The 13,721-nt window shown below is 71.1% G+C and carries 13 protein-coding genes; 2 read left to right on the forward strand and 11 right to left on the reverse strand.

Annotation, left to right across the window (positions count from 1 at the left end; all coding sequences use genetic code 11):
- Window positions 1–38: 38 nt before the first annotated feature.
- Window positions 39–1,859: a DegV family protein gene (locus M0G41_RS01005; RefSeq protein WP_248204284.1), complete on the reverse strand. Its 1,821-nt coding sequence runs from the start codon at window positions 1,857–1,859 to the stop codon at window positions 39–41.
- Between the two features lie 526 nt (window positions 1,860–2,385).
- Here M0G41_RS01005 and M0G41_RS01010 point away from each other — a divergent pair.
- Both M0G41_RS01010 and M0G41_RS01015 read left to right on the forward strand, forming a co-directional pair.
- Window positions 2,386–2,649, forward strand: coding sequence for a hypothetical protein (locus tag M0G41_RS01010; RefSeq protein ID WP_248204285.1), 264 nt, complete (start codon window positions 2,386–2,388; stop codon window positions 2,647–2,649).
- A gap of 149 nt (window positions 2,650–2,798) precedes the next feature.
- A complete protein-coding gene (locus M0G41_RS01015) occupies window positions 2,799–3,569 on the forward strand; it encodes a M90 family metallopeptidase (RefSeq protein ID WP_248204286.1) in 771 nt (256 codons plus the stop codon).
- On the opposite strand, the gene M0G41_RS01020 is transcribed toward M0G41_RS01015, so the two are convergent.
- The 10 genes from M0G41_RS01020 to M0G41_RS01065 form a co-directional block, all read right to left on the reverse strand.
- Window positions 3,533–4,894, reverse strand: coding sequence for a S41 family peptidase (locus M0G41_RS01020; RefSeq protein ID WP_248204287.1), 1,362 nt, complete (start codon window positions 4,892–4,894; stop codon window positions 3,533–3,535). The two genes, M0G41_RS01015 and M0G41_RS01020, sit on opposite strands and share 37 nt — an antisense overlap.
- 86 nt (window positions 4,895–4,980) lie before the next feature.
- Window positions 4,981–5,625: a YbhB/YbcL family Raf kinase inhibitor-like protein gene (locus M0G41_RS01025; RefSeq protein WP_248204288.1), complete on the reverse strand. Its 645-nt coding sequence runs from the start codon at window positions 5,623–5,625 to the stop codon at window positions 4,981–4,983.
- A 92-nt stretch (window positions 5,626–5,717) separates the two neighbouring features.
- On the reverse strand, window positions 5,718–7,751 hold the full coding sequence (locus tag M0G41_RS01030) for a tetratricopeptide repeat protein (protein ID WP_248204289.1): 2,034 nt from the start codon (window positions 7,749–7,751) through the stop codon (window positions 5,718–5,720).
- Window positions 7,752–8,164: 413 nt separating this feature from the next.
- A complete protein-coding gene (locus tag M0G41_RS01035; RefSeq protein ID WP_248204290.1) occupies window positions 8,165–9,196 on the reverse strand; it encodes a YheT family hydrolase in 1,032 nt (343 codons plus the stop codon).
- An 11-nt stretch (window positions 9,197–9,207) separates the two neighbouring features.
- Window positions 9,208–9,993, reverse strand: coding sequence for a lysophospholipid acyltransferase family protein (locus M0G41_RS01040; RefSeq protein ID WP_248204291.1), 786 nt, complete (start codon window positions 9,991–9,993; stop codon window positions 9,208–9,210).
- 70 nt (window positions 9,994–10,063) lie between these two features.
- Complete coding sequence (locus M0G41_RS01045) at window positions 10,064–10,483, reverse strand: hotdog fold thioesterase (RefSeq protein ID WP_248204292.1); 420 nt, start codon at window positions 10,481–10,483, stop codon at window positions 10,064–10,066.
- A 63-nt stretch (window positions 10,484–10,546) separates the two neighbouring features.
- On the reverse strand, window positions 10,547–11,176 hold the full coding sequence (locus M0G41_RS01050; protein WP_248204293.1) for a YkvA family protein: 630 nt from the start codon (window positions 11,174–11,176) through the stop codon (window positions 10,547–10,549).
- Between the two features lie 67 nt (window positions 11,177–11,243).
- Window positions 11,244–12,050, reverse strand: coding sequence for a TatD family hydrolase (locus M0G41_RS01055; protein ID WP_248204294.1), 807 nt, complete (start codon window positions 12,048–12,050; stop codon window positions 11,244–11,246).
- Between the two features lie 67 nt (window positions 12,051–12,117).
- Window positions 12,118–12,597, reverse strand: a complete 480-nt coding sequence (locus M0G41_RS01060; RefSeq protein ID WP_248204295.1) for a BLUF domain-containing protein — start codon at window positions 12,595–12,597, stop codon at window positions 12,118–12,120.
- Window positions 12,598–12,922: 325 nt separating this feature from the next.
- Window positions 12,923–13,699, reverse strand: a complete 777-nt coding sequence (locus M0G41_RS01065; protein ID WP_248204296.1) for a hypothetical protein — start codon at window positions 13,697–13,699, stop codon at window positions 12,923–12,925.
- Window positions 13,700–13,721: the final 22 nt, after the last annotated feature.

The raw sequence follows: 13,721 nt of genomic DNA on the forward strand, positions 1-13,721 counted from the left end.
AATCGACCTGTTGAGCATGGAGGCGCTGGCGACGCAGCTCAGCGAGCAACTTCGGTTTCGACCTGGGCCGAGACCACCAGGGTGCCGGGCCCGGCGTGGGCGCCGATGGCGGGACCGGTCTCGACCAGCCAGTCGCGGCTGATCGGCAGCCGCTGGCGCAGGGCGGCCAGCAGGGCCTCGGCCTCGGCCGGCGCATCACAGTGGCCGACCATCACCCGCCACTGCGGCGCCCGCGGCAGGCGACGCTCGACATAGCGGGCGAAGCGTTCGGGCACCCGGGCGCCGCCGAACAGGGCACCGGCCACGGAGAGCTTGCCGCTGGGCTTCATCCGGGCGATCGCGGTCAGCCCGAAGCGGCTGGCCAGCGGCAGGACCCAGCCCGGTACCCGGCCGCCGCGCACGGCGTGGCTGATGTCGCGGGCCGCGGCGAAGGTGAAGGTCTTCGGGCCCAGCGCGTCCAGCCTGGCGCGGATGTCGGCCACCCCGGCCCCGCGCCGGGCCAGCTCGGCCGCGGCCATGACCAGCAGGGCCTGGCCGCAGGAGGCCTGGACGCTGTCGATCACCGTGACGCGCGTCCCCCCGCAGCGCTCGGCCGCCGCCTCGCCCGACTGCAGGGTGCCGCTCAGCTGCCGGGAAAGGCCGATGTAGACCACCTCCTCGGCGTGGGAAAGGAGCAGCTCGAACTGGCGGCGGAAATCCCCGGGCGGCGGCTGCGAGGTCTGCGGCAGGACGCCGCCACCGCGCAGCCGGGCATAGAACTCGGCGTTGCTCAGCGAGACCCGGTCGAGGAAATCCTCGGCGCCGAAACTGACCCGCACCGGGACCACGTCGATGGGCAGCTGCTCGGTGATCCCGGCGGGCAGGTCGGCGGCCGAATCGGTGACGATGGCGACCTGGCCCTGCCGCTGGGTGGCGCGGAACTGGGCGCGCATGTCCTCGGCCTTGCGCGCGCTGACCGCGCCGAAGTCGCCGGCGATCTCGAACATCCGGCCCGGATCGGCCACGTGGGCATGCAGGCGGACCCGCCGCGCCGTCCCCGCCACCACCACGCTGGCCGCACCGCTCTGCTGCAGCATGCGCTGCAGGGCCTGACGGTCGATCGCCTCGGCCTCGATCAGGCACTCGCTGCACCACGGCCGGCTGGCGTCGGCCTCGTCGTGCCAGTGGTCGCCGGCAAATTCTTGGGTGTTGCCGAGATCCGGCGGCGCCGGTCGCAGTTCGCGGCGGGCGATGAAGCCGTGGATGCCCTCGATGAGATCGACGAAGCCCTGGGCTCCGGCGTCGACCACGCCGGCCTGGCGCAGCACGGCCAACTGCCTGGGCGTTTCCGCCAGCGCCTCGCGGGCCTTGTCCACGGCGTGGCCGAACCAGGCATTGAGGTCGCGTCGCGGCGCCTCCAGGGCCTCGGCAAAGGCCCGGATCACGCTGAGGATGGTCCCCTCGCGCGGCTGTGCCAGCGCCCCGCGCGCCTGCTCCGATCCGGCGCGCACCGCCCGCGCAATCCGCGCCGAGCTGAGCTGGGCGGCATCGCCCACCGCCTCACTGGCGCCGCACAGGAACTGCGCGAGGATCGCGCCCGAATTGCCCCGCGCCCCGTCGATGGCGTCATCCGCCACCGCCCGCAGCAGGGCCCCCGCCGAGCGGCTGCGGCGGCTGAGGCTGCCGCTGAGCACGGCATTGAGGGTGAAGGCGAGGTTGCTCCCGGTATCACCGTCCGGCACCGGGAAGACATTGATCCGGTTGAGCAGCTCGCGCCTCTCGATGACCCGGCGCATGCCGGCAATAAGCGCCCGCCGCAGTCCGATCGCGGAGACCCGCGGGCCTTGTTCGAAGGGGATGTCGTGGGAAATGGCAGCCATCCCCCGAGTCTGCCAGAGCCCCGCGGATTGGGAATGCTGCGGTGCAGCGGGTGAAGCCGCGCTGGGTCTAGAACGCGTCATGACAGTTTGCCCAGGGCCAATCCCATGACCCGTCCGACGCGTGCACGCTGACCGCCAGTTCAATCAATGCTGCCGATTGGGGCTTGCCCGGCTCAAGCGGCGCGATTGAAGCGGCGCACAGCGCCGCAAGCGACCGACCGAGCGAAACGTAGTGCAGCGAAGGCGCAGGGCGCGTAGCGCCCGTAGTCTTGGCAGGCGCAACGCGCCCGCCAAGACCGACCGAGCGAAACGTAGTGCAGCGAAGACGCAGGGCGCGTAGCGCCCGTAGTTGCGGCAGGCGCAGAGCGCCTGCCGCGACCGACCGAGCCCCGCCCGCGTCCGGCCGACACCACGCCTCGTCGCGGCGGAGCTACGATTGATCCCGTAGCCTGGCGATTGGATGCAACCTTTTTCACGCTTCCTGCATCTGACCGTGCAGACGCCGAGCCACAACGGACCTGCCGCCATGTCACGAAGCCTTCGCCACCTCATCCTGCTTGCCTGCCTGACCTCCCTGCCCGCGCTCGCCTCCCAGGGTCTGGACACGGCCACCGGCTGCCCCGGCCGCGTGGTCGAGGAGAAAACAGCGCCGACGGACCACGACGTGCGACCGGCTCCGGCGCCGGCGTCAGACAGCAAGGTCCGCGGCGGCGGCGGCGGCAGCGATTCCGATACCGTGCAGCGCAGTCGCCCGCGCTGGCAGAGCTTCCTGCCCGGCATGATTCGCTGAACCGGGGCCTGCCGGAGTCACGTCCCGGGGGAACCGATCCCGTGGACCGGGGTCACAGACTCTGACAGGGCCCGCCGGCAAGGGCGCGCCGCGCCTCACTCCCGCAGCGCGTCCTTGTCCGGCTTTGGTGGCGACCGCATAGTCAGCCCATGATCCTGCGCTGGCTGGGCTTGGCCCCTCCCCCCTCTGAACCCATTGCTGACCCGCTCTGGCGGCGTGCGGTGCGCCGCGCCTGGCTGATCCGCTGGTTGGCGCCCGCCGACCAGGCCATCCTGCGTCAGCGCTGCGAACGGTTTCTCGCCTGCAAGGCCATCACGCCGGCGGGCGGGTTCGAGATGAGCCCGCTGCGCCGGGTCCTGGTCGCGGCCCTGTGCTGTCGCTCGACCCTGCGCCTGCCCGAGGACTGCCTGGATGGCTGGCACGAGGTGATCGTCTATCCGGGGCAGTTCCGGGTCCGCCGCCACGAGACCGGCGAGCATGACGGTGTGGTCCACGAATGGGATGACGATCTGGCCGGCGAGGCCTGGGAACGCGGTCCGATCGTCCTGTCCTGGGCCGATGTCCTGGCCGACCTGCGCCAGCCGGAGCCCGGCTTCAACGTGATCATCCACGAGATCGCGCACAAGCTCGACGCGCTGGACGGCCCGATGAACGGGACGCCGCCACTGCGCGACGCGGCCACCCGGCGCAGCTGGGTGAGCGCCTTCCAGGCGGCCTTCGACGACCTCAATGCGCGTCTGGACCGCGACGAGGAAACGCCGATCGACCCCTATGCCGCCGAGTCACCGGACGAGTTCTTCGCCGTGGCCAGCGAATACCACTTCACCGCCGACCGGCAGCTGGCCGCCTGCTATCCGGAGGTGGCAGCCCTGCTGGAGGCTTTCTACGGGCCGGCGCCGCGGCGCCCCGCACCCGGCTGAGCGCGGAAGACGACCAGGCCCTTGAGCAGGTTGACCGCCTCCTGCAGGGCGTAGTCGTCCTCTTCCGCGGCCGACTCGGCAGCCGGCGCCGATGACTGTTCGCCAGCCAGATGCCCCGGCAGGTCCCGCTCGCGCAGGGCGCGATCGCGGGCGCCGCCACTGAGCCGCGCACCGACCGGCAGGCTGACGTCCGGGCGGATACCCGAGGCCTGGATCGAGCCACCCTTGGGCATGTAGTAGCGCGAGGTGGTGAGCTTCAGCGCATCGCCGTTGTCGATCGGCAGGACGGTCTGGACCGAGCCCTTGCCGAAGCTGTCCTGACCCATGATCAGCGCCCGACGGTGGTCGCGCAGGGCTCCCGCAACCACCTCGGCCGCCGAGGCCGTCCCGGCATCGATCAGGACCACGATCGGGGCGCCGTCGAGTACGTCGCCGCGACGCGCGCGGTATTCGCTGGTGGCATGGCCAAGGCGACCGCGGGTGCTGACGATCAGGCCGCTGTCGAGGAACAGGTCGGCGCTGGCCACGGCCGAGGTCAGCAGACCGCCGGGATTGCTGCGCAGGTCGAGCACCATGCCGTCGATGCGCCGCTTGCCGGCCATCGCCTCAAGCTGGCGGCGCATCTCCTCGGCGGTGTCGTTGTGGAAGATCGCCACCCGCACGTAGGCCAGGCCATCGTCGATCCTCCGCGAGCGCACGCTGGCGATGCGGATGGTCTCGCGGGTCAGGGTCATCTCGATCGGCTCGGCGACCTGGTCGCGCATGACGGTCAGACGGATCTCCGTCCCGGGCTCGCCGCGCATCGAGTCCACCGCGGCATCGACGTTGTCGGCGCGGATAACCTCGCCGTCGATCTTGATGATGGTGTCGCCCGGGCGGATCCCGGCGCGCGCCGCGGGCGTGTCGTCGATCGGCGCGATGACGGTCAGGCTGCGGTCGGGATTCTGGAACACCTCCAGGCCGAGGCCGTTGTAGGCGCCCTCGGCCGCCTCGTCGAGGCTGCGGGTCTGCGCCGCATCGAGGTAGGTGCTGTGCGGATCGAGGTCGGCGAGCAGGCCGCGGATCGCAGCCCGCATCAGGGTGGCGTCGTCGACCGGCTCGACATAGGCCTGCTTGACCGCGCGGAACACCGAGACGAAGCGCCGGATCTCCTCGACGCTGACCCGGCCATCCTCGACCGCAAGGGCGCGCTGATCGGGCGCCGGGCGGTCCTCGGCCGGGGTGGCCTCGGGCAGGGCCTCCGGGGCTTCCACGGCCTCGGTTTCGACGCGCTGGGCCGCGGCCAGGGCCGGGAGCAGGCAGAACATCAGCAGGATGTGTCGCATGACTCCATTATGCAGCGGCTGTGCCGCGGCGCGCTGAACGCCGTCGGTGGATCAGCGCGCCCGCAGCGGCCCCCGCGGGAGGCGACTCAGCCGTCGCCGGCCCTGGACAGCGCCGGATTCAGGCTGTACTGGCCGAAGATCGCCGCTTCGCCGAGCACGTGTCCCTGCATCGCCCGCTGCAACGCACCGGCGTCGAAGCCCTCTTCGAGACCGAGACGCTCGACATCCAGCGCGTAGATGCGGAAGAAGTAGCGGTGCGGCAGGCTGTCGTTGAATGGCGGGCAGGGTCCGTCGTAGCCGAGGTAGGTGCCGGCCATGGCCTCGTCGCCGGCGAACCAGCCTGTGTAGTCGTTGCGCCCGTGTACGCTGCCTGCCGGGCCGGGCGGCGAGGTCTTGCCACGCGCCGTCACGCCATCGCTGCAGGCACCGGCGGCCAGCTCGCGGGTGGCAGCCGGCATGTCGGCGATCAACCAATGGGTGAAGTCGATCCGGGGCAGCTCGGCCGGCACCGTGCGTCCGGCCTGGTTGACGTCGTCGCCGCGCGAAGGCACGTCGGGGTCGACGCACCACAGGGCGAAGCTGCGCGTACCCTCGGGCACCTCGTCCCAGGCCAGATGCGGGCTGCGATTGGCGGCCAGCACGCAGGGCTCGCCGGCGTCCCCGGGTCGTCCGAAGGCGAACTCGGCGGGAATCCGCTTGCCCTGCCGGAAGCTGTCACTGCGGAGTTTCATCGATCTGCTCCTTGCCCCGGGGCTCCCGGGGGCCTTGGCTGGAAGGCCCCCGAGGCTACCACTGCCCACCGCTTGCGCGACGTCAGTGTGGCTCAGGCCTCAAAGCCCAGGCGCTCGGCCAGCGGCGCCAGCGGCGCGAAGTGCTGATCGAAAGCCTTCGCGTAGCGCCGCCAATGGCCGGGCGGGAAGCAGGCCGGGAAGTCCGAGACGCCGCGGCGGCTGGTCTCGATGCCTTCGCTGGGCGGTGTCTGCTGCAGGTCGAAGAAGCGCTCGACACGCTGGGCCACGCTGTCCGGCCCGTCGACCAGCTGGGCGCTGTCGACGATCAGCCGGCGCGACTCGGGCAGGTCGACCAGCGGGCCGAGCGCGGCCTGCAGCCAATCGACCAGGGCCTCGGGCGTCGGCTGCGGCCAGGGCTGCGGGCCGCCGAAGACCAGCGCGTTCAGCAGCAGGTCGCGCGGATCGGCCAGCACCGCGCACAGCCGCGATTCCGGCAGCGCGGTGTCGATGCTGATGTCCCAGTGCGGCAGCCAGTCGATGATCTGCGCAGGCGGGATCTCGCGCATTTCCAGCTCGGCGTACCAGCGTGCGCCCGGGGTGGCGCGGCCATCGGCCAGCCACGGGCCGAAACCATCCTGGCGCGGGCCGGGCCCGAAGCGATCGTCCAGCACGTGCAGATCGGGCACGCCGCGCAGCATGCCGACCAGTTCGGCGACCCGGCTGCCCGGCGGGCCCCATAGCAGCCGCGCCTGGGGCTTGCCCGAGGGCGCCGGCTCGGCGCGCTGGGTGCGGATGGGCGGCAGGGCCTGCGCCTGGCCCGCCGACTCGGCCAGCTCCAGCCAGATCGCGCCGGCTTCGTCGTGGCGCTCGACCCGGTCCAGGGCAAAGCCCTGCCAGGTCCGGGTCAGGCGCTTGGCCTGCGGGCTCCCGGCACGGGCGTGGAACTGCTCGGCCATCTGCAGCGCGGCCTGGGGATCACGGCGCAGCAGCAGGCGGAACTTGATCCCGGCGGCGTTGCTGGAGCCCGGCTGGGCAGCCAGCACCTTGTCGACCCCGGCTTCGGCGGCCTCGGCGCGGCCGCAGGCCTCGTCATACTCGGCGCGCACGAGGATCTGCCCAAGGCTGTCGGGCAGGGCGGCCTGCCAGCGGTCCAGCACGCTGCCGGCGGCCTCGAGGTCGCCCTGGACAAGCATCACGCGCCGCTGCCACAGGGCATCGGCGTCGCTGTTGCGCTCGAGCTGCTCGTCCATCAGCAGCACCGCCTGCGCATGCAGGCCGGACTGGCTGAGCGTACGCATCACGCCGTCGAGGGCCACCTCGCGCAGCGGGCGTTGGCCGATCAGCTGGCGGTAGGCGGCGAGTGCGGCGTCGACCTCACCCATGCGCAGGCGGCAGTCGCCAAGCAGGGCCAGCGCGCGCGGGTCATCGGGCTGCTGGGCCAGGATCCGCTCCAGCTCGGCAGGCAGATCCTGGAGGTGGCCCTGGCGGCGCTTGGCCTCGACCAGGGCCCAGCGCAGGCGCAGCGCATTGGGCTGCCCGTCCAGCGCCCGGCGCAGCGACTGCTCGGCAAAGGCCAGATGACCGGCGTCGAGGTAGGCAAGGCCGAGCGAGGCAAGCACCAGCGGCTCCTCGGGCATGCGCTCCGCTGCCGAGGAGAGCAGCTTGATCGCCTTCTCGTGCTCGCCGCGGAGCTGGGCAAGATTGCCTTCGATGGCGATCACCACCGGATGGTCGGGGGCCACCCGCTGAGCCAGCTTCAGCTGGCGCTCGGCATCGTCGGCATCTCCGCGCGAGATCGCGAGATGCGCAGCGAGCACATAGGCATTCAGCTGGTTCGGGTCGGCAGCCAACGCGGCGCGGATCTCGCTGTCGGCGCGCTCCGCATCGCGCTGGCCGAGGGCCAGGGCGGCCCGGGCAACGTGATAGCGGGAGGTGTGCGGGGCAAGCGCAATGGCGCGATCGAAGGCTTCGGCCGCCGCCGCGTGGTCACCCGAGAGCTGCAGGGAAAGACCCAGGGCGTGCTGTGCCTCGGCGTCCTCCGGATTGGCCGCCACCGCATCGCGGGCCAGGCGCAGGGCGGTTTCCGCATCCTTGCGGCCGATCGCCTCCAGAATCTCTTGCTGCATGGTCATTGTCCTATGCGGCCCGCGGGCCGGGGAAACCCGCGAGTTTAACCCCTGCAGCGATTCCCGGCCCGCGGCCGGAGTCGGCGCGGGGGGCGGATTGGGGCGCGAAGTTCGCATTCGCCACGGTTCATCAAATGGGCCGATATTCTGTGGGAGTGCCCTTGGGCGCGACCGCGGAGTTCCGCTCTGGCCGCGGTCTGTGGTGAATCCGTAGCGCTGCGGTCGCGCCCGAGGGCACTCCCACAATTTGACTGCGGCAAGGCCTGCTTTGCAGCGCAAACCGGACCTGGCAGCGACGTTGCGTGTAGGAGCCAGCTTGCTGGCGATCGTTCCGTCCGGGGCGCCTATCGCCAGCAAGCTGGCTCCTACAGCGGGGCCGGGGCGAATGCGAACTTCGCGCCCGAATCAGACCCTCAGCCCGCCCCTGCCTCGCCGCCGCGCTGGTCCTGGGCGGCGGCGGCGAGCAGTTCGTCGGCAATGAAATCCTCGGCATAGCTGCGCCCGCGCAGGCCCGAGAGGAATCCGCAATGACCGCCATGAGGGGCGATCTCGAGGCGCGAATGTGCCGGTAGGGAAAGCGCGCGGAAGTCGGCGACCGGAATGATCGGATCGTCCTCCGCGGTCAGGATGCGCACCGGCACCTGCAGAGCGGCCAGGCGGTCACCGGCGATCGAGTAGCCGTCGAGATAGCGCTCCAGCGTGCCGTACTCGGTGTAGCGCTCGACCAGCAGGCGGGTCAGCTCGCGCAGGCCCTGGGCCGGCTGCCAGTCAGCGAAGTCGAACACGCTGGGAAAATGCCGCGCCTTGGTTTCCAGCGAGCGCCGCCACTTGCGCAGGAAATAGGCCTGGTAGAACCACGGCGCGGTCTCGATCGCGGCAAGGCCAGCGGCCGGGCTGATCACCGGGCAGACCGCCACCGCGCGGCTGAGCTCGATGCCCGCGCCCGGCGCGCGCAGCGCCACGCGCAGGGCGAAGTTGCCGCCGAGCGAATAGCCGGCGACGAACAGCGGGCCTTCGGCAAACCGCTGACCGACTTCGCGCACCGCACCGACCACTTCGTCGATGCGGCAGGAGTGGAACAGCTCGGGATTCAGGTGGTGGGTATCGCCGTGGTCGCGCAGGTTGAGGCGGAAGACATCGAAGCCCTCATCGAGCAGCCTGGCGCCGGTGTGGATCAGGTAGGTCGACTGCACGCTTCCTTCCCAGCCATGCAGCAGCACCGCGAGGCCGCGCGGCTCGGGCCGCACGGTCTGCCGCGAGTGGAACCCGAGCAGTCGGACGCCGTCGCCGCAGTCGAGGATGTGCGGCTGGGCATTGCCCTCCAGCCGCGCCCGCCTGCGGCTGGCCAGCGCCCGGCGCACGCCGCTGCTGGCCAGGACCGACTGCAGGTGCGGATTGCGCAGCAGCGGGTGCGGCCGGAATGGATGCAGGGGAAGAATGCTCATGCCGGCGCCGCTCAGCGCTGCATCGCCGCCACGATCTGCGAGCGGCAGGCCTCGGCCAGGCGGCGCCTGCCATCCTCGCTGGGCTGCACCGGGCGCAGGAAGTGGACCTCGGCGTCGCGACCGGGCTCGCCGAGCAGGCGCAGGAAGTTGCCGAGGAAGCTCTCGCCCGGGGCAAACGCGACCACCGTCTGGGCGTCGCCGCCTCGGCCATAGCGCAGCGCCACCGGCTGCACCGGCACCTCGGCGAGGACCGCCGGCTGGAAGATCCGCGCGTGGAAGGTGGCGATCGCGGTGCCGTCGGTGGTGCGGCCCTCGGGGAACACGCCCACCGCTTCGCCGCGGCCAAGCCGGTCGAGCATCTGGTGCATCACCCCGTGCAGCGATTCATTGTTGCCGCGGTGGTGGTAGATGGTGCCGGCGCGCGAGGCCAGCCAGCCGATCAGCGGCCAGCGGCTGATCTCGGCCTTGGCGACGAAGCCGAGCATGCGCTGGCTGTGCATCAGCTCGATGTCGATCCAGCTGACGTGGTTGGCGACGAAGAAGACCGCGCCCGGCAGCGGCTCGCCGAAGCGACGCAGGCGGAAGCCGAAGATGCGCATCAGGGTACCCGACCACCAGCGGATCACCCGGTGGTCGGCGCGCTCGCCCGAGGCCAGCCGCCAGCGCGCGGTCAGCGGGTTGATCAGGACCAGGGTCAGCGGCAGGGAGACGAACAGGTGCAGCAGCAGCAGCGGCAGCCGCAGCAGGAAGCGCGCAGGGCGGAGTGGATCGCTGGAAACGGCCACGGTCTCGGTCATCCTCCCCACGATAGCCGCTCTTGCCACCATGCGGAAACGTATCGTTTGGAACGGCCCGCCATGCTCGGCGCTACTGCTTCGGAATCACCGCCAGGGTCAGCCGCGAGATGCAGCTCATGCGGCCGTCGTCGTCCTCGATGCGGATGTCCCAGACCTGGGTCTGCTTGCCGACATGGATGGCCCGGGCCGTGCCGTGCACGCTGCCGCGGGTGACCGGACGCAGGTGGTTGGCGCTGATCTCGAGGCCGACGGCCAGGAAACGTTCGTTGTCGAGGCAGAGGTTGCCGGCCATCGAGCCCAGGGTCTCGGCCAGCGCCACCGAGGCGCCGCCGTGCAACAGGCCGAACGGCTGCCGGGTGCGCTCATCGCAGGGCATGCTGCCGCGGATGAAGTCATCGCCCAGCGCGGTGATCTGGATGCCGAGCGCATCAACGAGGGTTCCCTGACGCTGGGCATTGAGCTGCTCTAGGGTGGGGCGGCGCTTGAACATGTGGATTCCCCGAAACGAAGGCGCGCCCCGTGGGGCGCGCCTGGATCAAGCCGGTGCTGCGCTTCAGCGGGTGCGGAAACGGCCCGGACGCCAGCTGCTGGACGAGATGTAGGACTTGCCGGAGGCCCAGCCGCTGGAACTGCCGTAGCCATGGCCGAATCCGCCGCCCTGCTCACGGTTGCGTCGGGAATGCATGCGATCGATCAGCTCGGCGCGCCGGCTGTCGAGGAAGTCCGCGCGGCCGATGGTCGCCGGGTCCAACCCGCGCGAATCCGCCTCCCGCTGCCGGTAGTCGCAGAAATCCTCGTAGGCCTCGATCTCGTGCTTCAGCTCGCGGGTGCACAGCTCGATCATGATGGCGTCGTCGAGGAATCCGAGCACCGGGACGCTGTCCGGGATGATGTCCTTGGGATCGGCGAAGTAGACCAGGGCCGAGAGCACCCGCTTGCGGTCTTCCTCGGGCAGGGCGAAGCCTTCGTCGTTGAGCATCGCGATCATGTCGTCCAGCTTGGCCAGCCGCTCGCCGATGAAGTCGGGGACGGTGATCTTGGTCGCTTCGACAAGCAGCGCGCTGGCCGCATTGATGATCTCTTGGTCGCTCTTCTTGGCGGCGGCGTCGACCGCCTGCTTCTGCGCGGCCTGGAAGTGTTCGAGGTCGCGGTCGGAAAGGTCGATATTGATCGAGAAGCTCATGGAGGCAGGTTCCGCGGCAGTCGGGGATCAGGCCGTCCAGCCTAGGGCCGGGGCCGGCCAGCGTCAATCAAGCAGGTGGCTGTGGCAGGCCGAAGAAGGCCCGGGCGGTGGCCGTGGTCGCCGCCGCGGTCTGCACCGGATCCTCGCCGCGGTCGCGCGCCAGTTCGGCGCAGATGTGGCCGAGGAACATCGGCTCGTTGCGCCGGTGGCTGGGCTTGGGCCTCAGGGTCCGCGGCATCAGGTAGGGGGCGTCGGTCTCGATCATCAGCCGGTCGGCGGGAATCCCGGTCACGATCTCGCGCAGGTGGGCACCGCGGCGCTCGTCGCAGAGCCAGCCGGTGATGCCGATGTGCCAGCCGCGCTCAAGGTAGGCCTCCAGCTCGTGGCGCTCCCCGGTGAAACAGTGCACCACCCGCGGGCCGAGCCGGCCCTCGAACTCGGCGAGGATGGCGAGAAAGTCCTCGTGGGCATCACGCTGGTGCAGGAACAGGGGCTTGCCGGTGTCCGCGGCGATCTCCAGCTGGAGCGAGAAGGCCCGCCGCTGTGCCGGCCGTGGCGAGAAGTCACGGTGGTAGTCGAGGCCACATTCACCGACGGCGACCACCTCGGGCTGGCGGTGCAGCTCGCGCAGCTCCGCATCGGCCTCGGCGGTGTATTCGCTGGCATGGTGGGGATGCACGCCGGCGGTGGCGAACAGCACCCCGGGCCCCTGTCGGGCGATCTCCAGCGCCCTCGGCGAGCCGGCCCGGCTGGCGCCGGTCAGCACCATCTGGGCCACGCCGTGCGCCCGGGCGCGGTCGATCACCGCGTCGAGGTCGTGATCAAAGCTTTCGTGGCCGAGGTTGGCGCCGATGTCGATGAGGTCGTGGAGCATGGCCGGGTCGCACTCGAGGGACCGCCAAGTCTAGTCGTCACCGTGGCGCGGAGCAGCCCCGCGGGGTTCAACCGGCGCGCAGCCGGCCCAGCACCGACCCCGCTGCGGCCTGCCCCGGCCGCTCGGCCGGAACCTGTGTGCGGCGCGCGGCCAGCTCCTCGACCATCGCGCAGGCCGAGGCGCCGCTCATCCGGGTCGGGCTGAACAGCTCGCGTTCGGAGAAGTCGAGGATGGCCTGGCGGGAGAGCCAATCATGCGCGATCTGGTGCATGGCCCAACCGCCGAACTGGCGGCGGGCCACCTCGCGGTAGTCGAGGATGACCGCCGCCTCGTGCCGCGGGTCGCCGAGGATCCGGGCGTAGGTGGCGTTTACCGCCTCGCGGCCGCCCTCAAGGCACTGCAGGAACTCGCGCGAGGAAAACAGCAGCATGCCGCTGACGTGGACCCGCTGGTTGTTCCGCTGCGAGGCCTCGAGGATCTGGCCGAGGTCATCTGGCTTCATCTGCTCGCTGGCGCGCGAGGCGTAGATCAGGCGATACAGGGACATGGGTGCGAACTCTGCGCAGGGGACGTAGAGCCTGCACGCCGCTGCGTGGTGCGGATGTGTCGATGCTGTCAATCCGGCGTATGCGTGCTGCAGGCCAGGACTGCGGCGCCGGCATGGCATCGATGCGCGTGGCCTGAGGGCAGCTTCGGGCGCGAAGTTCGCATTCGCCCCGGTCCCGCTGTAGGAGCCAGCTTGCTGGCGATAGGCGCCCCGGATGGGACGATCGCCAGCAAGCTGGCTCCTACATTCGGGTGTTGTGGAAGGTCTTCTTTGCGCCCGGTAAGGACCTTCGCCGCCGGATCACCCGGCGGCGTGGCCCCACGCCTCAGGGATCGGGCACGAAGCCGAGCGGGAACGGATCGGCGCGGCGCGGATCGCGGGGCAGGTAGCGGGCCGGCAGGATGCCGGCGGCGACCAGGTTGTCCCGCGAGTCGTAGTAGAGCCGGTCGCTTTCCACCGGGTGACGGCTGGCCCGGCGGAAGCCGACCTGGCGCGCCGGATCCCAGCGCCGCGAGCCGTGCGCGGTGCCCAGCGCCTCGGCCTCGCCGGCGTCGGCCAGGGACTTGCTGGCCTCGGCCGCCGGCGCGGCGCGCTGCCGTGAGTCGCGGCGGCCCTCGCCGATCTGCGGCAGCGGGGCCGGCGGCGGGCGGAGCTCGCGCTCCTCGAATACCGCGACGCCAACCACCCCGACGTTGTCCGGGCGCCCGGTGCGCGCGGCATAGCTGTAAGGCAGTGCGGCGAAACGGAACTCGGCGACCTCGTCGAGGCTCTTGCGCCAGCCGCGGACCACGGTCTGCTGGTAGGGGCCGAGCACGTAGCCGCGCTGGTCGGGGGCGGCGGTTTCGCCGGTGACCGCATTGATGCCGTCGACCGAGAGCACCACCAGCAGCCGGCGCGGCGTGGTGTTGGCCAGGCGGATCGCATAGGCCTGCCCGTGCTCGCCGGCGACGAAGCGGTCTCCCGCGTAGTGCGCCGTCGGCAGGCTGTGCCCGCGGTGCAGGTCCTCCAGACTCATCCGCACCCGCGGCTCGTGGCGGGCCTCGGCCGCGGGCAGGGCGAACAGGGCGGCCAGCAGGCCGAGGGCAGTCAGCAGTCGTTTCATGGCGGATCCTCCGCGGTGGACT

This window comes from Pseudomarimonas salicorniae (genome assembly GCF_023156535.1).
In the GTDB taxonomy this organism is placed as follows: domain Bacteria; phylum Pseudomonadota; class Gammaproteobacteria; order Xanthomonadales; family Xanthomonadaceae; genus Pseudomarimonas; species Pseudomarimonas salicorniae.

Coding starts and splice junctions, on each gene's coding strand:
- M0G41_RS01045 (WP_248204292.1), bottom strand. CDS start 10,483: ATGTTCAAGCGCCGCCCCACCCTAGAGCAGCTCAATGCCCAGCGTCAG.
- M0G41_RS01065 (WP_248204296.1), bottom strand. CDS start 13,699: ATGAAACGACTGCTGACTGCCCTCGGCCTGCTGGCCGCCCTGTTCGCC.
- M0G41_RS01025 (WP_248204288.1), bottom strand. CDS start 5,625: ATGAAACTCCGCAGTGACAGCTTCCGGCAGGGCAAGCGGATTCCCGCC.
- M0G41_RS01035 (WP_248204290.1), bottom strand. CDS start 9,196: ATGAGCATTCTTCCCCTGCATCCATTCCGGCCGCACCCGCTGCTGCGC.
- M0G41_RS01005 (WP_248204284.1), bottom strand. CDS start 1,859: ATGGCTGCCATTTCCCACGACATCCCCTTCGAACAAGGCCCGCGGGTC.
- M0G41_RS01030 (WP_248204289.1), bottom strand. CDS start 7,751: ATGCAGCAAGAGATTCTGGAGGCGATCGGCCGCAAGGATGCGGAAACC.
- M0G41_RS01020 (WP_248204287.1), bottom strand. CDS start 4,894: ATGCGACACATCCTGCTGATGTTCTGCCTGCTCCCGGCCCTGGCCGCG.
- M0G41_RS01015 (WP_248204286.1), top strand. CDS start 2,799: ATGATCCTGCGCTGGCTGGGCTTGGCCCCTCCCCCCTCTGAACCCATT.
- M0G41_RS01010 (WP_248204285.1), top strand. CDS start 2,386: ATGTCACGAAGCCTTCGCCACCTCATCCTGCTTGCCTGCCTGACCTCC.
- M0G41_RS01050 (WP_248204293.1), bottom strand. CDS start 11,176: ATGAGCTTCTCGATCAATATCGACCTTTCCGACCGCGACCTCGAACAC.
- M0G41_RS01055 (WP_248204294.1), bottom strand. CDS start 12,050: ATGCTCCACGACCTCATCGACATCGGCGCCAACCTCGGCCACGAAAGC.
- M0G41_RS01060 (WP_248204295.1), bottom strand. CDS start 12,597: ATGTCCCTGTATCGCCTGATCTACGCCTCGCGCGCCAGCGAGCAGATG.
- M0G41_RS01040 (WP_248204291.1), bottom strand. CDS start 9,993: ATGACCGAGACCGTGGCCGTTTCCAGCGATCCACTCCGCCCTGCGCGC.